This is a genomic window from Mucilaginibacter lacusdianchii, assembly GCF_009770985.1.
GTDB lineage: Bacteria > Bacteroidota > Bacteroidia > Sphingobacteriales > Sphingobacteriaceae > Mucilaginibacter > Mucilaginibacter lacusdianchii.
Window position 1 is genome coordinate 1,133,561 of sequence record NZ_WSRW01000003.1, and the last position, 24,372, is coordinate 1,157,932.

15 protein-coding genes are annotated in these 24,372 nt (G+C 41.5%); 2 read left to right on the forward strand and 13 right to left on the reverse strand.

Translation table 11 applies throughout. From position 1 onward, the window contains the following. Positions 1-52 precede the first annotated feature (52 nt). Positions 53-1,708, forward strand: a complete 1,656-nt coding sequence (glgP, locus tag GPM24_RS18450) for an alpha-glucan family phosphorylase (RefSeq protein ID WP_158828576.1) — start codon at positions 53-55, stop codon at positions 1,706-1,708. Positions 1,709-1,771: 63 nt separating this feature from the next. On the opposite strand, the gene GPM24_RS18455 is transcribed toward glgP, so the two are convergent. The 5 genes from GPM24_RS18455 to GPM24_RS18475 form a co-directional block, all read right to left on the reverse strand. Then, on the reverse strand, positions 1,772-2,050 hold the full coding sequence (locus GPM24_RS18455; protein ID WP_158828577.1) for a DUF4342 domain-containing protein: 279 nt from the start codon (positions 2,048-2,050) through the stop codon (positions 1,772-1,774). A gap of 120 nt (positions 2,051-2,170) precedes the next feature. Further along, positions 2,171-3,580, reverse strand: coding sequence for an efflux transporter outer membrane subunit (locus GPM24_RS18460; RefSeq protein ID WP_158828578.1), 1,410 nt, complete (start codon positions 3,578-3,580; stop codon positions 2,171-2,173). Between the two features lie 36 nt (positions 3,581-3,616). Continuing rightward, a complete protein-coding gene (locus tag GPM24_RS18465; RefSeq protein ID WP_158828579.1) occupies positions 3,617-6,775 on the reverse strand; it encodes an efflux RND transporter permease subunit in 3,159 nt (1,052 codons plus the stop codon). Between the two features lie 63 nt (positions 6,776-6,838). After that, positions 6,839-8,011: an efflux RND transporter periplasmic adaptor subunit gene (locus GPM24_RS18470; RefSeq protein WP_158828580.1), complete on the reverse strand. Its 1,173-nt coding sequence runs from the start codon at positions 8,009-8,011 to the stop codon at positions 6,839-6,841. Positions 8,012-8,103: 92 nt separating this feature from the next. Further along, entirely contained in the window at positions 8,104-8,688 is a 585-nt protein-coding gene (locus tag GPM24_RS18475) for a TetR/AcrR family transcriptional regulator (protein ID WP_158828581.1), read from the reverse strand. A 363-nt stretch (positions 8,689-9,051) separates the two neighbouring features. Between GPM24_RS18475 and uxuA the strand changes: the two genes are divergently transcribed. Beyond that, positions 9,052-10,239: a mannonate dehydratase gene (gene uxuA / locus GPM24_RS18480; protein ID WP_158828582.1), complete on the forward strand. Its 1,188-nt coding sequence runs from the start codon at positions 9,052-9,054 to the stop codon at positions 10,237-10,239. 47 nt (positions 10,240-10,286) lie between these two features. Here uxuA and GPM24_RS18485 read toward each other — a convergent pair whose 3' ends face one another. From GPM24_RS18485 to GPM24_RS18520, 8 genes are all read right to left on the reverse strand, one after another. Further along, entirely contained in the window at positions 10,287-12,326 is a 2,040-nt protein-coding gene (locus tag GPM24_RS18485; protein WP_158828583.1) for a beta-L-arabinofuranosidase domain-containing protein, read from the reverse strand. Between the two features lie 164 nt (positions 12,327-12,490). Then, on the reverse strand, positions 12,491-13,651 hold the full coding sequence (locus GPM24_RS18490) for a glycoside hydrolase family 76 protein (protein ID WP_158828584.1): 1,161 nt from the start codon (positions 13,649-13,651) through the stop codon (positions 12,491-12,493). 54 nt (positions 13,652-13,705) lie between these two features. Next, a complete protein-coding gene (locus tag GPM24_RS18495; RefSeq protein ID WP_158828585.1) occupies positions 13,706-14,845 on the reverse strand; it encodes a SusE domain-containing protein in 1,140 nt (379 codons plus the stop codon). Between the two features lie 28 nt (positions 14,846-14,873). Continuing rightward, a complete protein-coding gene (locus tag GPM24_RS18500; RefSeq protein WP_233268895.1) occupies positions 14,874-16,493 on the reverse strand; it encodes a RagB/SusD family nutrient uptake outer membrane protein in 1,620 nt (539 codons plus the stop codon). 20 nt (positions 16,494-16,513) lie between these two features. Beyond that, entirely contained in the window at positions 16,514-19,531 is a 3,018-nt protein-coding gene (locus GPM24_RS18505) for a SusC/RagA family TonB-linked outer membrane protein (RefSeq protein ID WP_158828586.1), read from the reverse strand. A gap of 493 nt (positions 19,532-20,024) precedes the next feature. Beyond that, positions 20,025-21,260 carry an L-fucose:H+ symporter permease gene (gene fucP / locus GPM24_RS18510; RefSeq protein ID WP_158828587.1) on the reverse strand — a complete coding sequence of 412 codons (1,236 nt, stop codon included), beginning with the start codon at positions 21,258-21,260 and terminating at the stop codon, positions 20,025-20,027. 48 nt (positions 21,261-21,308) lie between these two features. Continuing rightward, on the reverse strand, positions 21,309-22,391 hold the full coding sequence (locus GPM24_RS18515) for a glycoside hydrolase family 76 protein (protein ID WP_158828588.1): 1,083 nt from the start codon (positions 22,389-22,391) through the stop codon (positions 21,309-21,311). A 21-nt stretch (positions 22,392-22,412) separates the two neighbouring features. Continuing rightward, positions 22,413-24,359, reverse strand: coding sequence for a glycoside hydrolase family 97 protein (locus GPM24_RS18520; protein WP_158828589.1), 1,947 nt, complete (start codon positions 24,357-24,359; stop codon positions 22,413-22,415). Positions 24,360-24,372 lie beyond the last annotated feature (13 nt).

Below are 24,372 nucleotides of genomic sequence, written 5' to 3' on the forward strand. Positions count from 1 at the left end.
TCTTGAAGCTATTGATAAAATAAATTTAGACCACCCATTATTTATAAACTGCATGATTACCCACAAAGAAATTTTCAGCTACGAAATAAATCCACAATACAGCACACGCGCCGCGTATTTTTCGATGGAGTTTGCCGTTGATCAAGCTTTAAAGATTTATAGTGGTGGTTTAGGTTTCTTGGCCGGCTCACACCTGAGAAGCGCGTACGAGCTAAAGCAAAATTTAATTGGCGTAGGCATGCTATGGAAATATGGCTATTATGACCAGGTACGGGATACCAACGCCCTGATGAAACCGGCTTTTGTTGAAAAACAATATTCTTTTCTGCAAGACACCGGCTTGGTATTTACTGTTCCTGTACATGATTCGCCTGTGCATGTGAAGGTCTATTTGTTAAAACCGGAAACATTCGGCACGGCTCCTTTATTTTTACTAAGTACCGACATTGACGAAAATGATTTCGTTTCGCGTACGATAACCCATCGCTTGTACGATCCTAATGAATCTACCCGCATTGCACAAAGTGTTATACTCGGCATTGGTGGTGCTATGTTACTGGACTTACTAAACATCACGCCCGACGTGTATCATATGAACGAAGGCCATTCTGTGGCACTTAATTTTTACCTGTACTCAAAGTTCAGGAATTTGGATGAAGTGAAAAAGCGCGTGGTATTTACTACGCACACGCCAGAGATGGCCGGCAATGAAGAACACCGTTATAGTTTGCTTAAAGACATGTCGTTTTTTTACCACCTGCAAGAGCATGAAGTAAAATCACTGCTGGGCCTGGATGCCGATAATTTCAATTATACCTTAGGTGCACTTAAATTTTCCCGCAAGGCAAATGGGGTATCTAAACTACATGGTGAAGTAGCACGACAAATGTGGAGTCACAACTCAGGTGTCTGCGATATTACCTCGATAACGAATGCACAAAATAAAACATACTGGAAAGACGCCGTTTTAGACCATGCAATTTCAACAAATGATGATAACACGATCACCAGCCGAAAAAAGGAACTCAAACGAGAACTATTTAAAACGGTCGCCGATCAGACCGGAAAATTATTTGACGAAGATGTACTGACCATTGTTTGGGCACGGCGTTTCGCCGGTTACAAACGTGCCGATTTAATGATGTATGATTGGAACCGGTTTTTAAGTTTACTTAATAACCCCGAGTATCCAGTTCAAATAATTTGGGCAGGTAAGCCCTATCCAGAAGATTTCGGTGCTATTGGTCTTTTTAACCAGATCATCACCCGGGCCAAGCCTTTTGCCAACTGTGCCGTTTTGACCGGTTATGAGCTGGGCTTATCAGCGTTGCTTAAGCGTGGAGCTGACGTATGGCTTAATAATCCGCGCATGTACCGTGAAGCATCGGGAACCAGCGGTATGACGGCAGCTATCAACGGCGCCATCAATTTATCTTTACCTGATGGCTGGATACCTGAGTTTATAAAAGATAACGACAATGGTTTTATCATACAACCGGCAGGTGACGAACTATCAGCTGTAGAAAAAGACCGCCAGGAGAACCAAAATTTAATGGACACGTTGGAAAAAGTGATAATGCCCATGTATTACCATAACCAACCTAACTGGCTAAGCATACTAAAAAAAGCAGCTACCGAAGTTGTACCTAACTTTGATGCAAGCCGTATGGCCGACGAGTATTATAAGATTATGTATAACGCCGAATAAACTGCATGTAGCTTGAAAACACTTACAACCTCAACCTATAATTAATCAGGAAGAGGTTGTAGGTTAGTCTACCCGGATGATTGCGTCTGGGTCAGCAGCTTTTTCTTCATCTCTTTCAACGGTGATGGTACATTCACCAACAAGCGCTGCCATCGCGCCTACAGCAGCCAACACAGGTGCTACAAGTGCGCCAACTACGCCGAACGTTAACGGAAACGAAGCTAATTCTTTACCGGTTTTGTCGGTAATAGTAATTTTGCGAATATTGCCTTCTTCAATCAGCTCTTTAACTTTCTTTAAAAGACTTTCGCCGTTTATCGTGAATGATTCTTTGTTTTTCATACATGTTAGATGAGTATCACTCTCATCTGTTACAAAGTTTTTTCTTTTAATAAAAAAAGGCTTTAGCAAATATGCTAAAGCCTGAAAATTTAACTTTAATCTAATGTAGTTGAGTTGCTCTTATTTCCAACCACCACCTAACGAGCGGTAAAGATTTACAACGGCCTGTAACTGTTGTAGCCTGTCGTTTATACCATTTAGTTGTGCAGAAAGCAAAGCCTGCTCTGACGTTAACACATCCGTATAGTTAGTTGATGAGCTGTAACGAAGTAACTCTTTAGTAAAGTCAACAGACTTTTGCAATGCTTGTAACTGATTAGCGCGCGTGCCCTGTTTTTGCACGGCAGTTTCATAAGCATACAGAGCGTTAGATACTTCGCTTCCAGCCGTTAATAATGATTGCTGAAAGCTGTAATAGGCTTCTTGTTGTTGTGCCTGAGCGGTTCTTAAACGGGCTTTGTTTAATCCTCTGTTAAAAATTGGCTGCGTTAAGCCTGCCACAACATTATAAAATATAGAATTGTCAAACAGGTTTTTAATCCTCAATGAAGAAACACCACCCTGCGCTGTAATCGTTAACGATGGATAAAAGTAAGTACGGGCAAGATTGGTATTCTCAAACGCACTTCTGAATGCTAATTCGGCCTGTTGTACATCAGGTCTGTTTTTTAACAACTGCGATGGTACGCCGGTTTGCAAATTCGTGTAAGGCTGCTGTTCATCTAACGAACTACGTTTAATAGCACCCGGGGCCCGAGCTAATAAAATACTCAAGGCGTTTTCTGTTTCCCTGATACTGCGCTTCAAATCTGGAATTGTTACCTCGGCTGCATAGCGGTTAGCTTCGCTTTGCACTACGGCAGCGCCTGTTACCACGGCGCTTTCTTTAAGCGCTTTCATGGTTTCTACATCCGAAATCCTATTCTTAAGCGTCTGTTCGGTGATAGCCAGTTGGCGGTCTAACGCCAGCAAGTTGTAGTAGTTATTAGCAATGTTGGCTACCAATTGAGTTTGCACGGCCCTTTTGGCTGCATCACTTTGTAATAAACTTGCTAACGCCGCACGTTTGGCACTGCTTAGTTTGCCCCAAACATCGGCCTCCCAGCTACTGCTCAGGAAAGCTTGATAGGTAGTGGTGATTAAATTAAACGAGCCGGCGAACTCCGGCGGAAAATTCAATCCGGCCGCCGACTGCTTAGCGCGGGTAGCTGTTGCACTACCTGATAAGCTAGGCAAAAATGCAGCCCTGCTTTGCAACAGGTTAGATTGCGCTTCGTTGATGCGCTGTACAGCAGTTTTAAGATCCAAGTTTTCGCGGATGCCTTCTTGAATCAGGTTTTGCAATACGGTGTCGGTAAATAACTGAGAAGCCGGAATATTGGCTATTGACGTTGTATCGGTAACTGTGGTATCACGATACAAATTATTGGTATTTACCGACGGTTGCTGATACTTTTTAGTTACACATGAAGCAAACACCGACGCTGCTGCCAGCGCCAGTATCATTTGCTTTTTATATCTGTTAGTCATTTTATATGCTTGTATAATTGCGGATAAGATTTGTACTTAATCTACTGTAACGGCTTCTTCCTCTTCTACAACAACCGGCGCAGGAGTACCGCTGATGCGTTCTTGCACAGACTGAAAGATGATGAATAATACCGGGATAACGAACACGCCGAAGATGGTACCGATAAGCATACCGCCTACTGCACCTGTACCGATAGAACGGTTACCGGCTGCACCTGCACCTGTAGCCAGCATTAATGGCACCAAGCCGAATATAAAAGCGAAAGATGTCATCAAAATTGGTCTTAACCTTGCTACGGCTCCGTCTACAGCCGCTTGTACTATGCTTTCGCCTGAACGTCTGCGTAACACCGCAAACTCTACAATTAAGATGGCATTTTTAGCCAACAAACCGATGAGCATGATTAGCGTAATTTGCAGGTAGATATTGTTTTCTACACCAAAGATTTTAGCGAACACAAAGGCGCCGGCCAAACCAATAGGTAGCGATAACAACACAGCAAATGGCAAAATATAACTTTCGTACTGCGCACTTAACAAGAAGTAAACGAACACCAAACACAAGATGAAAATGAACATGGTTTGGCTACCGCCCGATAACTCCTCACGGGTTAAACCCGAAAACTCATAGCCAAAGCCGGCTGGTAAAGTTTGCTTGGCTACTTCCTGAATGGCTTTGATAGCATCACCCGAGCTATAACCCGGATTAGGTGCACCCGTTACAGAAATTGAGGTAAACAAGTTGAAGCGGTTGATAGACTCCGGTCCGTATACTCGTGTTAAGGTAACAAACTCAGTAATAGGTGCCATTACACCATTATTGGTACGCACATAAATATTGTTCATACTTTCAGGCGTACCACGGAAAGCAGCATCTGCCTGGATCATTACACGGTATTGCTTACCAAACTCATTAAAGTTAGATGCATATAAACCACCGTAGTAACCTTGCAGAGTTCCTAAAACTGAACTAACAGATATATTAGCCTGTTTACATTTAGGCACATTTACGTCAACCTGGTACTGAGGAAAGTTAGTGTTAAAGAAGGTAGTAGCATACTGCACCTCCGGACGCTTACTTAACGCCCCCAAAAACTTACCATTAACTTGTGCAAAGTTGTTAATGTCGCCACCAGTTTTATCCTGAACTTGGAATTCGAAACCACTGCTGTTACCAAAGCCCTGTAATGCAGGCGGTACGATGAACAGGATACGAGCACCTTTAATACCGGCAGTCATTCCGAACAGTTTTCCTACCACAGAGTTTACGTCCTGCCCCTGCCCTTTACGCTGATCCCATGGCTTCAATTTAATAAAGGTTACACCGTAAGAACCACCTGCACCACTTAATATACCCTGACCGGCTATACGGGTTACAGATTCTACTTCGGGAAGGCTTTTTATAATGCCTGAAACCTGATTTACAATTTGTGTAGTACGCTCAAGCGACGAAGCCGGAGGCAATGACACGTCGCCAATAATAAAGCCTTGGTCTTCATTTGGTACGAAACCGCTCGGCGTGGTCTTTAATAGGAACCAGAACAGCACGGCAAATACAGCAATACCTGCAACAGCTATCCACTTTTTAGCCGCCAGAAAGCTTACGGAACGTTTATACTTACCCGTCATGGCGTTAAAGCCGGTGTTGAAAGCAGTGTAAAAGCGTTGTAAGAAACTAGTGTTATGATGTTCACCTTCTGGGTGCGGTTTTAATAACAAAGCACATAATGCCGGACTTAAAGTCAACGCGTTAACTGCTGAAATTAAAATTGAAATTGCCAGTGTTAAACCAAATTGTTTATAAAACACACCAGTTGACCCTGTAATAAAAGACACCGGTACGAAAACCGCAGCCATTACCAGTGTGATGGAAATAATCGCACTACTAATTTCGCTCATGGCCTCTGTGGTTGCAGATTTTGCAGATTTAGCACCATGATCCAACTTGGCGTGCACGGCCTCAACCACCACAATAGCATCATCCACCACAATACCAATGGCTAGTACCAACGCAAACAGTGTGAGCAAGTTAATTGTGAAACCAAAAACCTGCAGAAAGAAGAAAGTCCCTACAATGGCCACCGGAACGGCAATAGCAGGAATTAATGTTGAACGGAAATCCTGTAAGAAGATGAACACAACGATAAATACCAGTACAAATGCCTCAATAAGTGTATGGATTACCTTTTCAATAGATACATCCAAAAACTCATTGGCACTAAATATTGGCATTACCTTAATACCTGCCGGAAATGTTTTTTCAGCAGCATCGATAGTTTGCTGGCACTGCTCAATCATCTCGTGCGCGTTTGAGCCAGCGGTTTGGAACACAGCAACAGCTATTGAAGGCAATCCGTTTGTTTCAGAATTACTTGCATAGCTAAGCGATCCTAACTCAACCTTGGCGATATCGCGCAAGCGCAATATCTGTCCATTAATAGCTGAACGAATCACAATATTCTCAAATTCAGCAGGTGATTTTAAACGGCCTTTGTACTTTAATACGTATTCAAATGACTGGTTGTTGTTTTCGCCGATTTTACCCGGTGCAGCTTCTATATTTTGCTCAGCTAAGGCAGCATTAACATCATCAGGTATTAAACCATAAGTAGCCATTACGTCTGGCTTTAGCCATATACGCATGGAATAGTCTTGCTGACCAAATACACTTGCTTCACCTACACCATTTATACGCTTAAGTTGCGGCAGCAGGTTGATGTTGGCAAAGTTTTGCAGAAAGGTTTGATCGTAAGACTTGTTGGTACTGGTCATGGCAAACACCATAACCATACTGCTTTGCTGTTTAGCGGTGGTTACACCTGCTTTGGTAACTTCGGCAGGCAACAAAGGCGTAGCTTTAGATACACGATTCTGCACGTTTACCGCAGCTAAATCGGGATTGGTTCCTAATTTAAAATATACGGTAATTTTGGCGCTACCATCATTACTGGCTGTAGACGTCATGTAAGTCATGTTTTCTACACCATTAATCTGTTCCTCTAACGGAACAATAACGCTGTTCATCACCACATCAGCGTTAGCACCTTGATAGGCTGCAGATACCACTACAGTAGGTGGTGCAATTTCGGGGTATTGCGATATAGGCAAAGATATTAGGCCCAGCACCCCCAGTATAACAATGATGACCGATATAACGGTAGATAATACCGGTCGTTCTATAAATTTACGTAACATAATTAATTTTTATGTTGATGAATGAACTTAACTAGAAGCAAGTTCTGTATGTAACTCAAAAAGTTATTTTATATCCTGATACACTTTATCGTCGGCTTGAACTTCCGGTTTGATAACCGTGCCATCCTGTAAATTAGATGTACCTTCAAGCACTACTACGTCGCCTGATTTTAAACCGCCTGTTACAACAAAGTATTGTCCAGCTGCAATATCCATGGTTTGTATCTCGGTATTTTTTACTGCGCCTTTGGCATCTACTACAAAAACAAAGCGCTTGCCCTGCAATTCATAGGTGGCTTTTTGCGGAACCAGCACAGCATTTGGAATTACTTGCGGAATACGAACAGTAGCACTACCACCGCTCCTAATTAAACGCATAGGGTTTGGAAACGTAGCTCTGAAGCTTGCAGAACCTGTTTCTGTATTGATTAAACCACTTATCGTTTCCACACGGCCTTTTTCTGGGTAATTACTACCATCAGAGAGAATCAATGACACCTGTGGCAATTTACTTAGCTTGGCTTCCAGCGTACGGCCCTCATAGCGTCTTGAAAAGTCGAGTAATTGCTTTTCGTTTAATGAGAAGTAAGCGTAAACGTTGCCTATGTTGGATACTGTTGTTAATGGCTGTGTAGTGTTGCTATTAATTAAGCTTCCCAATTTGTAAGGTATGGTGCCTACTACGCCATTAACCGGACTAGTAACTGTTGCATATCCTAGATTGGTTTTAGCATTGGCTAAACTTGCTTTAGCCTGAGCCAATGCCGCTCTACGCGCCTGCAAGGTCAATTGAGCCGACTCCAACTCGTAATGGCTAATAATATCCTTTTCAACCAGTGGTTTAGCTTTATTAACCTGTAGCTGGGCAGAACTTACATCAGCTTGCGCACTGGCAACAGCAGCGGCAGCTGTGTTAATATCCTGGGTATATTGTGGCGCACTTATATGAAATAGCACCTGCCCTTTTCTAACAACGCTACCTTCATCTATTAAAATGCGGTCGATATAACCGTCAATTTTTGGACGAATTTCGATGTTTTGCTGACCCTGTAACGTGGCCGGGTAATCGCTGTTTAATGTGGCATTCTGAGTGGTTACTTTGAAAGCCGGAAAACTTTGCACTGGAGGCGGGCCGCCGGCTGCCGGTGCACCAGCTTGATTTTGATTATTGCCGCATGCCGATAAAAGCAGCATAGCCGATGTAAATCCGGCTAATAACTTGGCTGTAGAATTCATGAAATTATTGTTGTATAGCTTGTAAATGTAATTGTGCATGGTTGTAGATCGATTAACTCAGATATTTAGCCTTGTGGTTAACTTAGATGATTTTATTGCAATATCGTTTCACATATCAGTTTCTTCCGTTCCTGTATAAGTTCATTAAAATTGTTGCTACTTAGATTGAATAACTGTTTATACAATGGGCTCATAATAAGCGGGTAAACCATCAACGAAAACAGGTTCATCATAAAATGAATAGGATTCATTTGTTTGATGTTACCTGCATCCATTTCTGCTTGTATCTGTGCCAAAAAGCTCTTTATTTTTTGCGGCTTCTTTTCATCGCATTTGTTAGCATCGTTTAGCATTTCTGTTACCAAAAACGTTTCCTGATAAGGAAATGCAACCGCTTCCGTCAAAAATACCTCAATAAAGTTTTCAATCTTTTTATTGAATGGCAAATCAGACTCCATTACTTTATCCAACCGTGTAGATAAATCCTGCATCGCTTCTTTAAAAACCTTTTCAATTAGTATGTCTTTAGATCGGAAATAATAATTAACAAGCGTTCGGTTAACACCCGCCGCATCGGCTATATCCTGCGTAGTTGCATGTAGCCTCCCTTCAGCAAAAAAAACTCTTTTTGCAGTGTCTTTTATAAGCTGTTCTGTACCTGTATCTCTAGCTGCCATTATTGTTTGACAAAAATGTTAAACATTATCATCAATTCAAAATTTTCATGCAAATCTCCAAATTGATGACAATTTAATTAGAATAACAGCTTACTGTTAGAAAATGTACATTTGATAGTATTAGAAAACAGGTTGGCTTGAAATTCAAGGCCATTTTATTTATTGCAGATGATATGAATATTAAGCCTTTATCCAAAGGCATACGCTTTTATTTCTATACGTTTATATTATTGAATATTGGAAAAAGCTATCTACAATTAAGTTAATGCTTCGTATAATTGGCAAATTAAGCGATGCAATTAGCGGTAAATTACTGGCTAATCTCGCTGCCGATAATATAAAACCTATAACAACACATTATATATGAGCTTAGAGCAAGCATGGCGGTGGTACGGACCAAATGATCCGGTAAGTTTGGCGGACGTGAAACAAGCTGGAGCGACCGGCGTAGTTACTGCCTTACACCATATACCCAACGGGCAAGTGTGGTCAACAGACGAAATTCTGAAACGGAAAGCTACTGTTGAAGACGCTGGCTTAACCTGGACTGTTGTAGAAAGTGTTCCCGTTCATGAAGACATCAAAAAACGTTCAGGTAATTATCAGTTGTACATTGAAAATTACAAGCAAACGTTAAAGAACTTAGGCGCTTGTGGGATTAACATTGTATGTTACAACTTTATGCCGGTGTTAGACTGGACCCGTACGGACCTGGACTACCAAATGGCAGATGGTTCAACAGCTTTGCGTTTTGATGCAACGGCTTTTGCGGCGTTTGAACTATATATTTTACAACGCCCCGGTGCGATTGATACTTATGCTGACGAGATTAAAATAAAAGCGAAAAATTATTTTGACCAGTTGCAGGATGAAGATAAAAACAAGCTGGTAAAAAATATTATTGCAGGGTTACCAGGCTCGGAAGAAGGCTATTCCATTGAAGATTTTTTGCAGATTCTGGCCAGTTACAATCAGGTTGGTGCAACAGAACTGAAAGCTAATCTTTTCTACTTTTTACAACAGGTAATACCAGCCGCCGAAGAAGCCGGTGTTTTAATGTGCATACACCCTGATGATCCGCCATACCCGATATTAGGCTTACCGCGTGTAGTTAGTACCGAACAAGACATACTTGATATTTATAATGCCGTTAACAGCCAGCACAACGGGTTAACTTTTTGCACCGGCTCATTTGGTGTACGTCCAGATAACGATTTGCCGGGAATGGTACGACGCCTGGGTAGCCGGATACATTTTATTCACCTGCGCAGCACACAACGTGATGAAGAGGGCAACTTTTATGAAGCTGATCATCTGGCGGGCAATGTAGACATGTACGAGGTAATGAAAGCACTATTGGAAGAGCAGCAGAAGCGTAGGCTTGCTGGTCGTGAAAATTTAAGAATGCCTTTCAGACCAGACCATGGTCATAAAATGTTAGATGACCTGCACAAAAAAACGAATCCCGGCTATTCGGCCATTGGTCGCTTGCGCGGATTGGCTGAACTGCGTGGATTGGAATTGGGTATTAAAAGATCGTTAAACCTTTAAGAGAAGCCTGCACATAATGCAGGCTTCTTTTTGCGTTCTTACAACTTTTATTTTTCTTCCAATACCGGGAACTGGGCTATACGAAGTTTAGTACAGCCGTATGGAATCAACGTAATTTCCTCTTCCTTAACCGGTGCCGCTCCTTCGTTATAATAAATACTGTAAGGAATTGGCCCGGTCATATCATTATACAACTGCCACGATGCAATGCGTTTGCCTTTGGTTTTTATGCTTACAGGCGCGCCGTCCATCGTCCACGGATACAATGGAATGCTTTGGTTTTTATGCACTATAAAATCCTTTTTTAGTTTATCCTCGGCTACGTTGATTAACCCATAGTTCCAGGGCGTAGTAGGACGAACTTCATAATAAGAATCGCCATAGGCAATCGGGTCTTTGTCATTTTTTACTTTAGTTATTTGCTCGCCTATTTTAAGTGCATAAACAATTGGTCCGCGCTCAACAGAAACGGAGTTTTCAAACCATGTATTTGTGAAAGCATGCATAGGCAACAGCAGTTTCACCACGTCACCCGACCTCCACTCCCTATTCAATTTAACAATTTGGTTACCTGCCGCTTCCTGGATAACCGTTCCGTTAACAGTAATCGTAGCCGATTTGCACCAGCCCGGCACGCGCAAATGAAGCGGAAAAGAAACAGATCTATCTTTCTTATCAGCATTGAAAGTAAATGTTATTGTTTCATCAAAAGGATAATTGGTTTCCTCTTTAAAGGATACCGGCGTACCATTGGCTACTAACGCCTTAACCTCGCTAGGCGAATAAACCAGTGCTGCAAGTCCTTTATCAGGTGTTGCGTACCACAAGTTTTGCGTAAACTTAGGCCAGCCCTGATGCATATTTGAGGTACAGCACGGGTAACCGGTAAGTAATCCGTAGCAAACATCCGTACCACCATGGTTTAAATGAAAATTATGTTCATGCCGGGTGAGCATTACTTGATTTGCCTGCTGAAAATACTGTCTGTTCATATAATCTTCGGTAGTTTGTGTTGGCAGCGCATTAAAAGCAATTCTTTCTAAGTGATCTGCATAGCTTACGTCTCCTGTAATCGGCAATGTGCTTTCCAACGTAAACATCATTTCAACGGCCGAACATAGCTCTGAACCCTGTGTTGGGTTGTTGCCATGCAGCATTTCATCACCGCCGAAAAGGCCATGCGCCATGCCATCAAACTTCCGCAAGTCGGCATATCCTTTTTGGGTGGCGTGCAGATATTGCGCTTCCGGATGCTGCTGGTAATATATAATGGGTTCTTTCATGCCCTGCGCTAAGTTCACACCATGAATGCTCCCTACGCTGGCCAGCATGTCAGTATTTAAAAAGGCATTGGTGAAGTTAAAACCTTGATTATGTAACAAGTCGCCAAGCTCAAGCAAAAATTTGTCGCCGGTAATATTGTACAACCAATACACAACAGCCAAATTATCTGCTTCACGGTATTTTGCCCAAAAGGTCCAATGGTCCAGCGGCTTTTGCGGTAGCTCTTTAAGCTGATACTTAAAATAATTGGTCATTAATGTAATAACCCTCTTATCTTGAGTGGCAGAGTAATACTGTTTCAATACCTTCAACATTACCATCTTAGGCCACCAATCGCGACTATTATCACGCTGAATGCCAGGCTCGGATGCATAATCTTTGTACGGACCAAAATAGCCGTCGGGCTGTTGGCTTTTTATAGTCCACTCCACCCAAGGTTTAACTTTGGCAATCAGTTCTTTGTCATCTAATATGTACGCCAATGGCAACAATCCATCAATCCAGTAAGGCCCCCGCTCCCATTGGTCGCCATCGCCGCCCAACCACCCATTGCGCTGATTCATTACCAACGGGTAAAGCTTGTCTAAGTTACCAGTTGCACCATTTTTTTGCCTCACCAACATTTCTTTAAGCCAACCCTTCGGCTTAATAGCGCCTAAAGGCAATTCGGTATATGGATTTTGCCGGAGTGGCGCGCGATTGCTAACATAGTTTTCTGCGGTGTTTTTTTTAACGCCCGTCTGGCTCATTGCGTTCGAAGTAATTGCCGACAAGAGAACTAATAGATAGAGTTTCATTTTCATATAATTGATGTGATAATATCAACCAGTTGGAGTACGCTTTTTAAATAACCGTAAGTCACTTTAAGAATAAATTATGCATCAATACTTAATAGGCAGTACAACCGCTAACATACAAGAAAAGCGCCGGACTTGTCCGACGCTTTTACTTAATAATAAGAGCTTATTTAAAACGCTCCTTGTTTGTTCAATGTTGCTGCGGCTTCAATCATCATCATTCCGCTTAGCTGCGTGGTTAGATCCACGCTTGCGCCAGGCTTGCTTTTCCAATTAGAATTGATCAGCAATTGCGGACGGCTAATGCCTTGTGAATATAAAGTTGTAGCGTTAAACTTTAAATAATTGATCATTGCATCTTTATCCGTTTTTGAAACGGCAGGCTCCTGTGCCAGCAAAGTCATGTACCTAACAAGTATTCCTTTAAACAAACCACCATCACCCTGACCTTCATCTCTTAAAATCCCGCCAGGTGATAAGTCAAGATCTTTCATAGTGGCATTTGCGGTTCTGACAGCGTCGTTTAAGTAATTTACATCGTTGGTAACCTTATACAGCTCCAAGCCAGCTCCAATAAACACGCCTTGGTTATAGGTATATTTGTTTGTAGTGATAGCGCCGTCATTATTATAATTGACACCATCCCACACAATACCACTCGAAGGATCGACTAATTTGCCTTTTAACCAAGTATACAACTCTTTAGCAATTTGCAAATCGGCTGCGTTTTTTTGCAAACGATACAAGCGGGCTGCAAAGATGATAGCCGGTGCATTGGCTGGTGTGTTTTTGAAGTATGTTCTTGACTTGTTCCAGCCTATACCGTCGCCTTGTATATCATTACGGCCTGTTTTAATATCAGTCCATAACACATTAGCGGCGTCCAAATAAGTATTATCATTGGTTGCCTCAAAGCTGCGCAAGCTTGATAAAGCGAGCCACTCCATGTCATCATAAAAATCGTTCGGCAATTTATTACCGTTAGATTCTTTGATGCCATTTAATAATGACAACATACGCTGTTTGTACACATCGTTTTTGGTACGAAGGTAAGCGTCAACCAATACGTCAAGCATGTGGGCGTTAGGCCAGTAGTGGAACGTCGTTTTGTCTACGTTGTTTTCCTTGAAATACTTGCCATTTGCCGATAAATATGAAGTATAGGTTTTATCTTGAATTGAATCGGCAGTAAGCGCCCAGCTGTAGCTGATTGGTGCAACAGGCTTGTCATCATACAAAGGGAATGCTTTATCTTTTAAGCATGATGTCATCATTGTTGATGACAATAAGCCGCCGGATAAAATCAACACTTTTGTGATATTTCTTTTCATTATTGTTTGATTTATAATCAGCACCGCTTTGATGAAGCGGTGCTGGCGGTGACTTTATTTTACTGTTATGCTGTGTGTATAAGTTCCGGTAGGTGCGAAACTTACGGTGATGTCGACATTCTTATTATCTGCAGCACCATTAAATTTGTATGAGTAATCGTACTGAGAACCGTCAACTGGCAATAAATAGAAGTATGAAGCAGCGCTATTCGCATCCGCACGGCTATTGTCGCGGTTAGAGCTGCCATACCACTCGGTACCAGCTGTGCCTGCAGCGTTTTTAACACCCATGCGGAATTTATAACGCTCATCACGGCCCCATGTTTCTTGGTGGAATACAATTGGCGCATTGCTTATTGACCAAACACCACCACCTGTATAGGTAAGTGTGTGCAATACTTTATTCTCTGCCGAGAACCATAATCCCAGCGAAGTAATTTCTGTAACGCTGTAAGTAATGTTTTCAAAATCAAGCTTAATACGATACACTTTTGTATCACCTGCTACAGTTACATCACCACCTTCAACTAGATCGTTGTTGGCAATTGAGTAGCTTTTAGCAGATGCATTTGTAGCTGCTGCAAAGTGATAAGTTCCAGCTTTTAATGAAGTATAAATTTCATAAGTTGCAGAACCTGTTTTTTTGAAGCGAAGCGCCTTAGTTAAATCAGCTCCTCCCTCTGTTGCAGAACCAGTTAAGTACAAGTCTGCAGGCAATTCAGCAAATCCTTTAGGACGCTCAACTTGTACTAATCTGGATGTTGTAGACTTTTGAACGTTGATGCCTTTTGACGACCAAACAGCCCATTTAAGTTTACCAGTTTCTAATGATTTGATACCGGCCATGTTTGCAATTTTGTTCAAATCGGCATCGCTGATAGTTAATTTGTTGCGTGTTCCTTTATCATCTGACGCAACTGAAAAGATAGGCTGAGAAAAATCGCCATTCTCTTTATCAAACACCACTTCGTAAAACACCAGTCCGCCATCCTCGGCCTGTGCTTGCTGCCATTCAAAAACCTGAGTGCCAGCCTTAGGGTCCAATTTTACAAACTTGTTGTTTTCGGGAGCAAAAAGTGTATTTACCATTGATACGTTGGTATGTTCAAGCTCCTTGTCTTTTTTACATCCGGTTGTGATGCATGCTACAACCGCAGTAGTTAGCATTAATAATTTATATATAGTATTTTTCATGTTGCTTTAATTTAATTGGTTTAATTTTTTATTGCCATCCTGGGTTTTGTGTCAAGTTCGGGTTAAGGTTCCGCTCGTCACGTGGTATTGGCCACAAATAGTGCTTAGACGGATCGAACACCCGTTGATTAGCGCGTATGTATCCATTATCAACAGATGGTGAACCATATTTGGCACCATGTGCCCAACCATTCAACACGGTTTCGGCAGTACGCCAGCGGCGGATGTCAAAAATGCGCAGACCTTCCATTGCCAGCTCTGTACGACGTTCGTTTCTGATGATGTTGCGTAAACCTGCTTGTCCGGCACCGCCATTGAAAGTAAGTGCGGCAGCATCTGTGAATCCGGCTCTCGCCCTTAATGCTCTAACGGTTTTATCCCAAACATCCCCTGTCATTTGTCCTAACTCGTTCTTTGCTTCTGCGTACATTAATAACACATCTGCATAACGAATAAGAATTAAATTTAGGCCCGACTGAAAATTGTTTGATGATGTTGGATCGTAATACTTACGTAAATAATAACCTGTTGCTGAAGCTACAGAACCTGGAGAATACTCGTCCAATTTGGTGTTTTGATTTGGATCCGATCCTGGTTTAATGTAAATAGTTTGCGTTGTGCCATCTGGCTTCTTCCACTGGTATAAGTGGTATACTACTGTTCCAGTTAAGCGTGGATCACGATTTACATACGGATTATTTTCATCATACCCAGATCCAGCTTCGTTGATTGCTTTGCCGTTATTCATCAAATAGCTATCAACCAATTCTTGTGTAGGCGCAAATGCATTTAACCGGGCGCCTACCGATATTGGCGCGTAATCAAAAAAGTTGCTATAAGTACGCAGCAGCGGTACATATTCTAAATCCAATATAACCTCGTTGTTATATTCATTTTGTGGTAAAAATACGCCCTCATATGATGGAAATAGGCTATAAGTTCCGTTAGTACCACCCATGATCTGTTCACATGTAGTTACCACATCTTGCCATCTGCCCTCATATAAAAGTGCGCGGGCTTTTAGTGCGATAGCAGCTCCTTTAGTTACCCTTCCCCTATCAGCTTGGTCATAAGCCGTGTTTAGCGGCAAAGCAGCAGCAGCAGCGTCAAGTTCCTTCAATACAAAATCAACTACCTGCGCTCTTGATGTTCTGCTTATAGTTTTTGCTTCGTCTATAGTGATGTCTTTATCAAATAATGGAACATCACCAAACCAAGTGTACAACTGGAAATATTGATAAGCACGAATAAAACGTGCTTCAGCTTTCATACGTTCGCGTAAGTTTGCGTCCATATTAGTAACCTTATCTACATTCTGCAAAAACACATTACAGGTTTTGATACATGAGTAGTGATTATCCCACTCGGAATTGAAACGTCCTAGAGATTGATCGTAGATACCCGCAGCAATTGATGCTACGCCTTCTGCGTCTCCTCTGCTATTGTATGCGTTGTCAGACAAGGCTTCATTCAAAAAGAACCAGTTGCTATTGAACATCTGCGAATACGCAGTATTTAAAACAGTCTTCGCTTTGTCAGCCGTTGTCCAGTAATTTAAATCTGTAAATCGGTCTACAGGTGCTAAATCCAGCTTTTTACAGGCCGCAACCAGTATAAGCAGCATCAAAAGCACACTTTTATTTTTCATATTTTTCATCATCATTATGCTTAAAATGTTACGTCTAATCCTAAGCCTACATATACTGGCGTAGGGTATGCACGGCCGCTATTAGCGCCTCCGGCACCCAATCTGTTATCAAATTCGGTAACCTCAGGGTCCAAAAATTTAAGCTTGGAAAGCGTATACAAATTTTGACCTGATACATAAGCACGTAAATTTTGCATGCCTATTTTGTTAGCGATCTTTTTAGGTAAGGTGTAGCCGAATTGCACGTTTTTTAAACGGGCATACGCTGCGTTGTAAATGTATAAGTCAGAACCCAACCGGAAGTTGTTTTGATTTGATGCACTGCCGTTTGCTGCAAGGCGCGGATATTCTGCATCAGGATTGGTTGGTGTCCAAAAATCCAATTGGTGCTGATACATGGTTTGGCCATAATTGAAATGGAAAGGCTCAACCAATTCTCCTCGTACAAATGAGCTCCGGCGACCAACACCTTGGATGAAGATTCTTAAATCAAACTGTTTGTAAGAAACATTGTAATCAAAACCAAATGTATAACGCGGGAATGGGTTACCCAACACGAACTTGTCACGGTCATTAATAACGCCGTCTTTATTCACGTCTACATAACGGATGTCACCTGGAGACAAAGCCAAACCTGCTGGCCTTGGTCCTGCTGCAACCTGGTCCAATGTTTGGAAGTATCCGTCACGTTTTAACCCAACATATGATCTATATGGCAATCCTGCCTGCAAAATAACCTGCATTTCATCATAGCTGTCTAAACGAGTTCCGCCTTCGAAATAAAGGACTTTGTTGATATTATCGGCAAGATTAAAGTTAAACGTATGACGCAGATTGCGTCCATTTAAGCGATAATTTAAGTTAAGCTCCCATCCACGGTTCTGCAATTCACCGGCGTTGTAGTCAGGTAATCCTGAGCCAAATACTCCAGGCACAGCAGGTGGAATTAAAATTCCCTTCGTGTGCTTGTCGAAATAATCAACCGATACAGTTAAAGCATTGTTAAGAAAGGTTGCGTCAGCACCAACGTTGAAAGTAGCTGCGCGCTCCCATCTAATATCAGGATTAGCAAATGAAAACCCGGTACCACTTAATGAGTTGTTGTTAAAACCGTAAGCATTTTGGTATGAATAATAAGTGGTTTGATACTGATAGTTATTCACGTTCTGGTTACCCAAGATACCATATGAACCACGTAGTTTTAAATCGCCCACTTTTTTGCGATAGTCATCCATAAATTTTTCCTGGCTTATGCGATAGCCAGCCGAAAACGATGGAAAGAATGCGGATCTATTTTGCTTGTTGAATTTTGAAGAGGCATCGATACGGAAGTTGAACTCGCCGTAGTACTTATCTTCATAAGAATAATTGGCCCTTCCAAATAAGGAATTTAAGCTGGTTTCATTTGTCTGCTGATTACTATTTGATGAGTTTGGACTTATTACAGTTGAAGAAGTTGGTGTTCCCAACTCCGGATCAGTTAAGGTCCTGTAAAGAGTTGTACGCTCGCCGTGATAGGATTCGTTTGATACGCCCAATAGCACAGTTGTATAATGTTTTTTATTAAACACTTTATTGAACTCAGCCAGGAACTGCGTATTCAACAACATATCCTTAAAGTCCTCGTCGTTGGTATTGCGGTCGGCACCAGATACACCACTTGGAAAGTAATTAACTTGCAATGCACGTGCAAATAACCGATTCGCATTAATTGTTCCGCCAAATACACCTCTAAGTTTTAGAAAGCTAGTAACATTCACTTCAGCATTCAGGTTACCAAAAATGTTGTCGTTGTTGTATTTACGAAAGCCGCCCTGCTCTAACTGGCCCAAAGGGTTAAATTCGCTTAGTACGTCATTTGTTAAATACCGGCCTTGGTCATCTTTTAATTTGTAATACAGGGGCACACGGCTGGCATCAACAATAAGCGTAGATGTTGATGAAGAATGATCTTTAATATCAGTATGGGCATAAGAGATATTGCTTATCAACTTCAGCTTACCATACTCATTAGTCATATTCATTCTGAAATTGTAGCGACGCAAGCCCAAATCAGGTCCGGCTAAGTTGTTGCGTTGATTGAGATAGCCCGCAGACACTCGGTAAGTAGATTTATCACTACCTCCAGTTAAATCAATAGTATGGTTTTGTTGAAGCGCGTTTTTCAATATGGCATCCAAAAAGAACTCAGTGTCACCCTGCTGCTGAAAGTTGCGGATTTGCTGGGCGCTATAAATTGGTGCCTGGCCAGCGTTAACATTCGCCTGATTACGCAAGATTGCATTCTCGTATCCGTGTACCGGCTTATAGTAATACTTTGGCGTTTGAACACCTACTAAACCACTATATGTCAATTTAGTACGTTCATTCTTTTTACCTTGTTTAGTGGTAATTAATATAACACCGTTGGATGAACGAGATCCATAAATTGCAGCAGCACCAGCATCTTTCAAAACTGATACACTTTCAATATCTGAAGGATTGAGCAAATTGATGTCGCCACCTACTAAACCATCTATTACTACTAATGGTGAGTTATCACCAAAGCTACTAATACCCCGGATATTGATGTTTAAACCTTGACCCGGTTCGCTACTGCGTTGCTGAATGATTAAGTTAGGTGCTGTACCTTGCAGAGCCTGTGTTAAGTTTGTTGAAGGCTTACCTGCAATCGCTGCTGATGTTACCTGGTCTACAGCACCTGTTACGGATGCTCGTCTTTGCGTACCGTAACCTACTACCACTACATCATTAAGTGAATTGCTGGTTGGCACCAGTTTTACATTAACAGTAGCGCCCTGGTTAAATGCTTGTTCCTGAGCATCATAACCTACAAAGCTAAATACCAATGTGCCCGATGCTGTAGTTACGTTGATGGAATAACGTCCGTTTAGGTCTGTTGCGGCGCCTTGCTGAGTGTTTTTAACTCTTACGTTAACGCCCGGCAGTGGTTCGCCTTTTTCGTCAACTACCGTACCTGTTACACGGTTAGTTTGTGCAAATCCGTTTAGCACAGAGAAAATTAAAAAAGCGGCCATTATACATGGCATCTTTATTAACCTAAGCAATGTGAATTCGAATAAATTAATCTTACAAGTAGAAATTCTCATAATTCCATTTTATTGGTTTAAGGGTGTGTTAAGTTTCTGATGGATTAAAATTGAGAGGCAATGGCTATCCCGGCGTATAAATGGACATATTTAGACCATAAAACGCATAGAATGCACAAGCCCGCAGCTTGTGCCAGCTGAAGAAAGAAGGTTTCATATATTGGTTTTTAATTGGTTTTTACTAGCGGTTAGCCGACTAGTAATTTTTGTCAAATATATACTAACTAAAATGATTTAGCAAAACATGTTAAAAAATTTAGTTAGTATAACTTAGCACATTTACGTGTAAGCTTATAGCAGCCGAAGTTGGCTTGCTATATATGATACAAAGCAGGGCTGAATTTATTAATACATGGAAAATATGGTCACAAACACATTAGTTTAAAACTAAGCAAATGTGTTTGTAACCATTTAATAGCTGCTATTTGACTGATACTTTGTAAAATTTAACAGCAAACACAAATATAACTGCATAGCAAATGATAGGAAGATAGTAAGCTGTTGCTACGTCGTGATCGGCAATTCGTCCCATTAGAATTGGAAAAAACGCGCCACCTACTACTCCCATAGAAATAAATGAAGAAGCTTGTTGGGTTTGCTCTCCTAAATTTTTTATACCCAAACTAAAAATAGTGGGGAACATAATACTGAAGAAAAAGTTAATCATCAGCAACGCTATAAATGATGGCCATCCCCAGCTTTGTGCAACAATAACGCACATCAAAATGTTACCTAGTGCAAATGTTGCTAGTAATTTGTTAGGAGCAATATAGCGCATCATCGCAGTGCCCACAAAACGGCCAACAAGCATTATGCCCATAAAAAAGATGCCCATGTACCGGCTGGATTCTTGATCTGTCATTCCCATTTTTTCATGGCAAAAGTTCATAAAAAAAGCCCAGGTACCTGCCTGTGCAGCTACGTTAAACAATTGCGAAATGGCTGCCCAAACAAAATGACGGTGATGAAACAGTTTTTTTGATGGTGTTGGAACTACTTCCACGTCGAAACCTTGCGTGATAGGCGCATGTGGGTCCGTTAAGGCAGGAACTTTGACAAAAGAAAAACAGATGGCAACAGTAGTAACTACAGCACCCAAAACGATATATAAGATCTTAACAGAAGCTAATCCGTCCGTAGTACTTTCTCCGACATTGCCAAACACGAAGAAAGAACCAATTAGCGGGCCTAACATCGTTCCCAATGCGTTAAAACTTTGCGCGAAATTGATGCGCTGGTCACTTGTGTCTTGATGACCCAGGGATGCCACAAAAGGATGCGCCACTGTTTCGAGAGTTGATAAACCGCAACCAACAATAAATAAAGCCAGACGGAAAAAGCCGAAAGACTCACTATTAGCAGCCGGTACAAAAAGAAACGAACCTATGGCAAATAAAGTTAAACCAAGTAAAACGCCACTTTTGTAACCGAAGCGCTTCATGAATAAACCTGCAGGTATTCCCATAATGAAATAAGCTCCAAAAATAGAAAATTGCACCAGGCCCGATTGTGCTTTAGATACATGCAAAACCGCTTGAAAATGGCGGTTTAATACATCTGCCAATGAAATAGCAACGCCCCAAAACATAAACAGGGACGTAACGAATATTAAAGTAATTAAAAACTTCTTCTCGGTAAAAGCGACTTTAGGCGTCATGTGTATGATTGTAAAGAGGTTGTATAATGGTTAATTCGTAGTTATGGCTTACTTAATATTTTTCACTTGCTCAAGCACTGCATAAATTTCAATCATAGCGCCTTGGTCAATTAAACGTTTTTCGCTTTTAGTGCCCACCAAGTTATTCGCATCACGCTCCTTTTCCCAAATTGCATTGGCATCTTGTTCGAAGAAATCTATCCAAGCTCTGTTTTTATCTATTTTATATAATTCAACATACCCACGCAGCATCACAGCGTTAAACCAATACTCATTTGGTAAACGGCCGTTTCTAAAAAAATGGGCTCTGCCAGCTTTAGCTACACGCTGTGCTTCTTCCAAATACTTTTTGTTCTTGGTAATTTTATACAATAAGGCGGCAGACTGCAACATGGTACCTGTGTTATATGTATACGTTGCCTTTGCTAATTGCATAGAAGGTAATTTGATATTATCATAATATACACCACTTGGCGCTTGTAAATGGCTTTTAGTCCAATTATAAATTTCTATCGCGGTGTTTAAGTACCGCTTATCTTTAGTCGCTTTGTATAACTGTAACGCTACCAATACACCTGGTCCGTTAGAACAAGTATTTTTGGTAGTATTATCTTTTTCTCGCCAGTATATACCACCGCCACCAACGGTATCCAAACCGCCTACCATAAAACGATAAATCATCTTAGTGGTGTCTAAATAATGTTTCTCGTGCTTGCGATTATAGGCGTCCATAAAGGCGATAGCTATCCACTGGTTGTCATCATAGTATAAAGTTGTCGTCTTTTCTTTTACTACATAATCCTGGTAAGCGGGATATGGCGGAGTAGCCCTGTAATACTTTGCAATCGCTTTTTCAACTGGCAACATATATTTTTTTCCGGGTTCTATCACTTCCATTTCGTTAGCGCCTTGTATATAAGCACAAAGCGGCCAAAGGTAAGAGTGTGGATGTTCGTTTTTAGCCGGATCTGTCGTTTCAAAATACAAGTCAGATTTCGAATCTTTTAGATGTGCATTTATTGCGTTATTTAAATCATTTACATGACTCTTGTATGCAGAAGTTTGCGCCTTTGCCTGGCCAAAAGTAAGCACACCAACGCATGCAATAATTACCTTTTTGTAATGCTTCATATTTAATTTATGCTGAACTGGTTAATTTTTATGAATAATAGCAACCCAACCACCGCCGGTAGCCAAATTAATTTTCATTTTTGAGGCTTTGGTGACAGCAATAGCTTCCATCTTAAAATCCTTTGCGTTTTTATCTGCGTTGATACCATCCTTCCATACCTTCATAGTATAGTTGCCATCGCCCAAAAAAGAGAAATCAAGTGTCAGCTCACGGTTATTCCAATTAGTCATGGCTCCTATGTACCAATCATTGTTCGGTGCCTGGCGGGCCAACGTAACATACTCTCCAACCGCTCCGTTCAATGGAACAGTTTGTTGCCAAACAGTAGGTACTGCACTTAAAAACTGCATACACTCAGGCTCACGATAATAATGTGTAGGCATATCACAAAGCATTTGTAATGGGCTTTCATAAACCACATACATGGCCATTTGATTACAGCGAGTACCCAATGTCATAGGCTCGGCAGGTACGGCAGCGAAAGCATCTTTTTGCACATTAAGCATACCTCCTGGCGTAAAATCCATCGGGCCGGCTGCCATACGCGTGAAGGGCAAAGTTGTGGTATGAGGCGGATCAATGGCAGCAGCAAACTTACTGATTTCATTTCCCATCACCCCTTCCGACGTCATAACGTTAGGATAGGTTCTGCTCCAGCCAGTAGGTTTGTAAGCACCATGAAAATCAACCAGCAACTTGCGCTGGGCCGCTGCTTTAGCCACTTTTTCATAATAGTTGACCATGTCCTGGTCATCACGCTGCATAAAATCTACTTTGATGCCTTTTACCCCCCATTTGGCAAAAGCGTTTAACGCCATGTCCATCTGTTTATCAAGTACCAGCCAACTGGTCCAAAGCAATAAATCAACATTTTTGCTTTTTGCATATCTGGCCAATTCTTCTACATTAATGTCTTTGACTTGCTTCATCAAATCCCGGGTATCGCACCATCCCTCATCCAACAAAACGTATTCAATTCCATATTTCGACGCAAAATCGATATAGTACTTATATGTATCGTTGTTGATGCCCGACTTAAAATCAACACCGTATATATTATTATAATGCCACCAATCCCATTGCACTTTGCCGGGTTTAATCCAACTGTAGTCGCCAGTGGCCGGTTTGCCTAAAAGATACGGTAATTGATTAGTGAGTATGTCCTGATCAGTCTGGGCAACCATAAGTATACGCCAAGGGAATTCCTGAGCGCCATTTACACTGGCAATATAGGGTTCGCGACTTAATACTTTTTCGTCGCGGTCACTGTCAACTTTCTTTTCTTTTGGATAGTGCGGAAACGTTGCGCGTATTCCACCCTTACCATTACCTCTTACCCACATGCCTGCATAGTTAAATAAGCTAGATTCGGTGAGTAACACTTTAGTTTTGCTCACATCAAACAACACAGGCAAGCTGGCCAGTTTTTGGTCGGTTATCTGTTTTACCTGGTAATCCTTGTATTTACGTTCGTTGTGTGAGTAAAAACCGTCCTCTTCGGAATACCAGGATTTAGCACCATCCACAAAATTAACTACAGCCTGCTCATCTAATACATGATAGGTTTTAGAATTGTTGTTGATCCAACGCCAGGCAATACCATTGTTGTACACCCGCCACACCAGCGATAGAGAACCTGCAAAATCCAGCCTCAATTGCGAGTAATTATCAACAACATCCTTACTTTTTTGCCATACAACCGGATGTAGCGTAGCCAGATGTGTAGTGGTAGAAGCTTTTGATACTTTCCAATCTGAGCCTTGTTTAGCATCTGTTTGAAAGCTGACAGCCGACGATGAAACCAATGGTTTGCCGTTTTGTGATAGTTGATAATAGATACTATCTGCAACAGACAACTCTACCTTTATAGACTTATCTGGCGATGAAATCAGGTATTTTTTTTGAGCAACACCTGCTATCGACAAAAAAATTAAACCGCCCGTTAAAACTGCTTTGGTAAATCGCATTGACCTTGGTTGG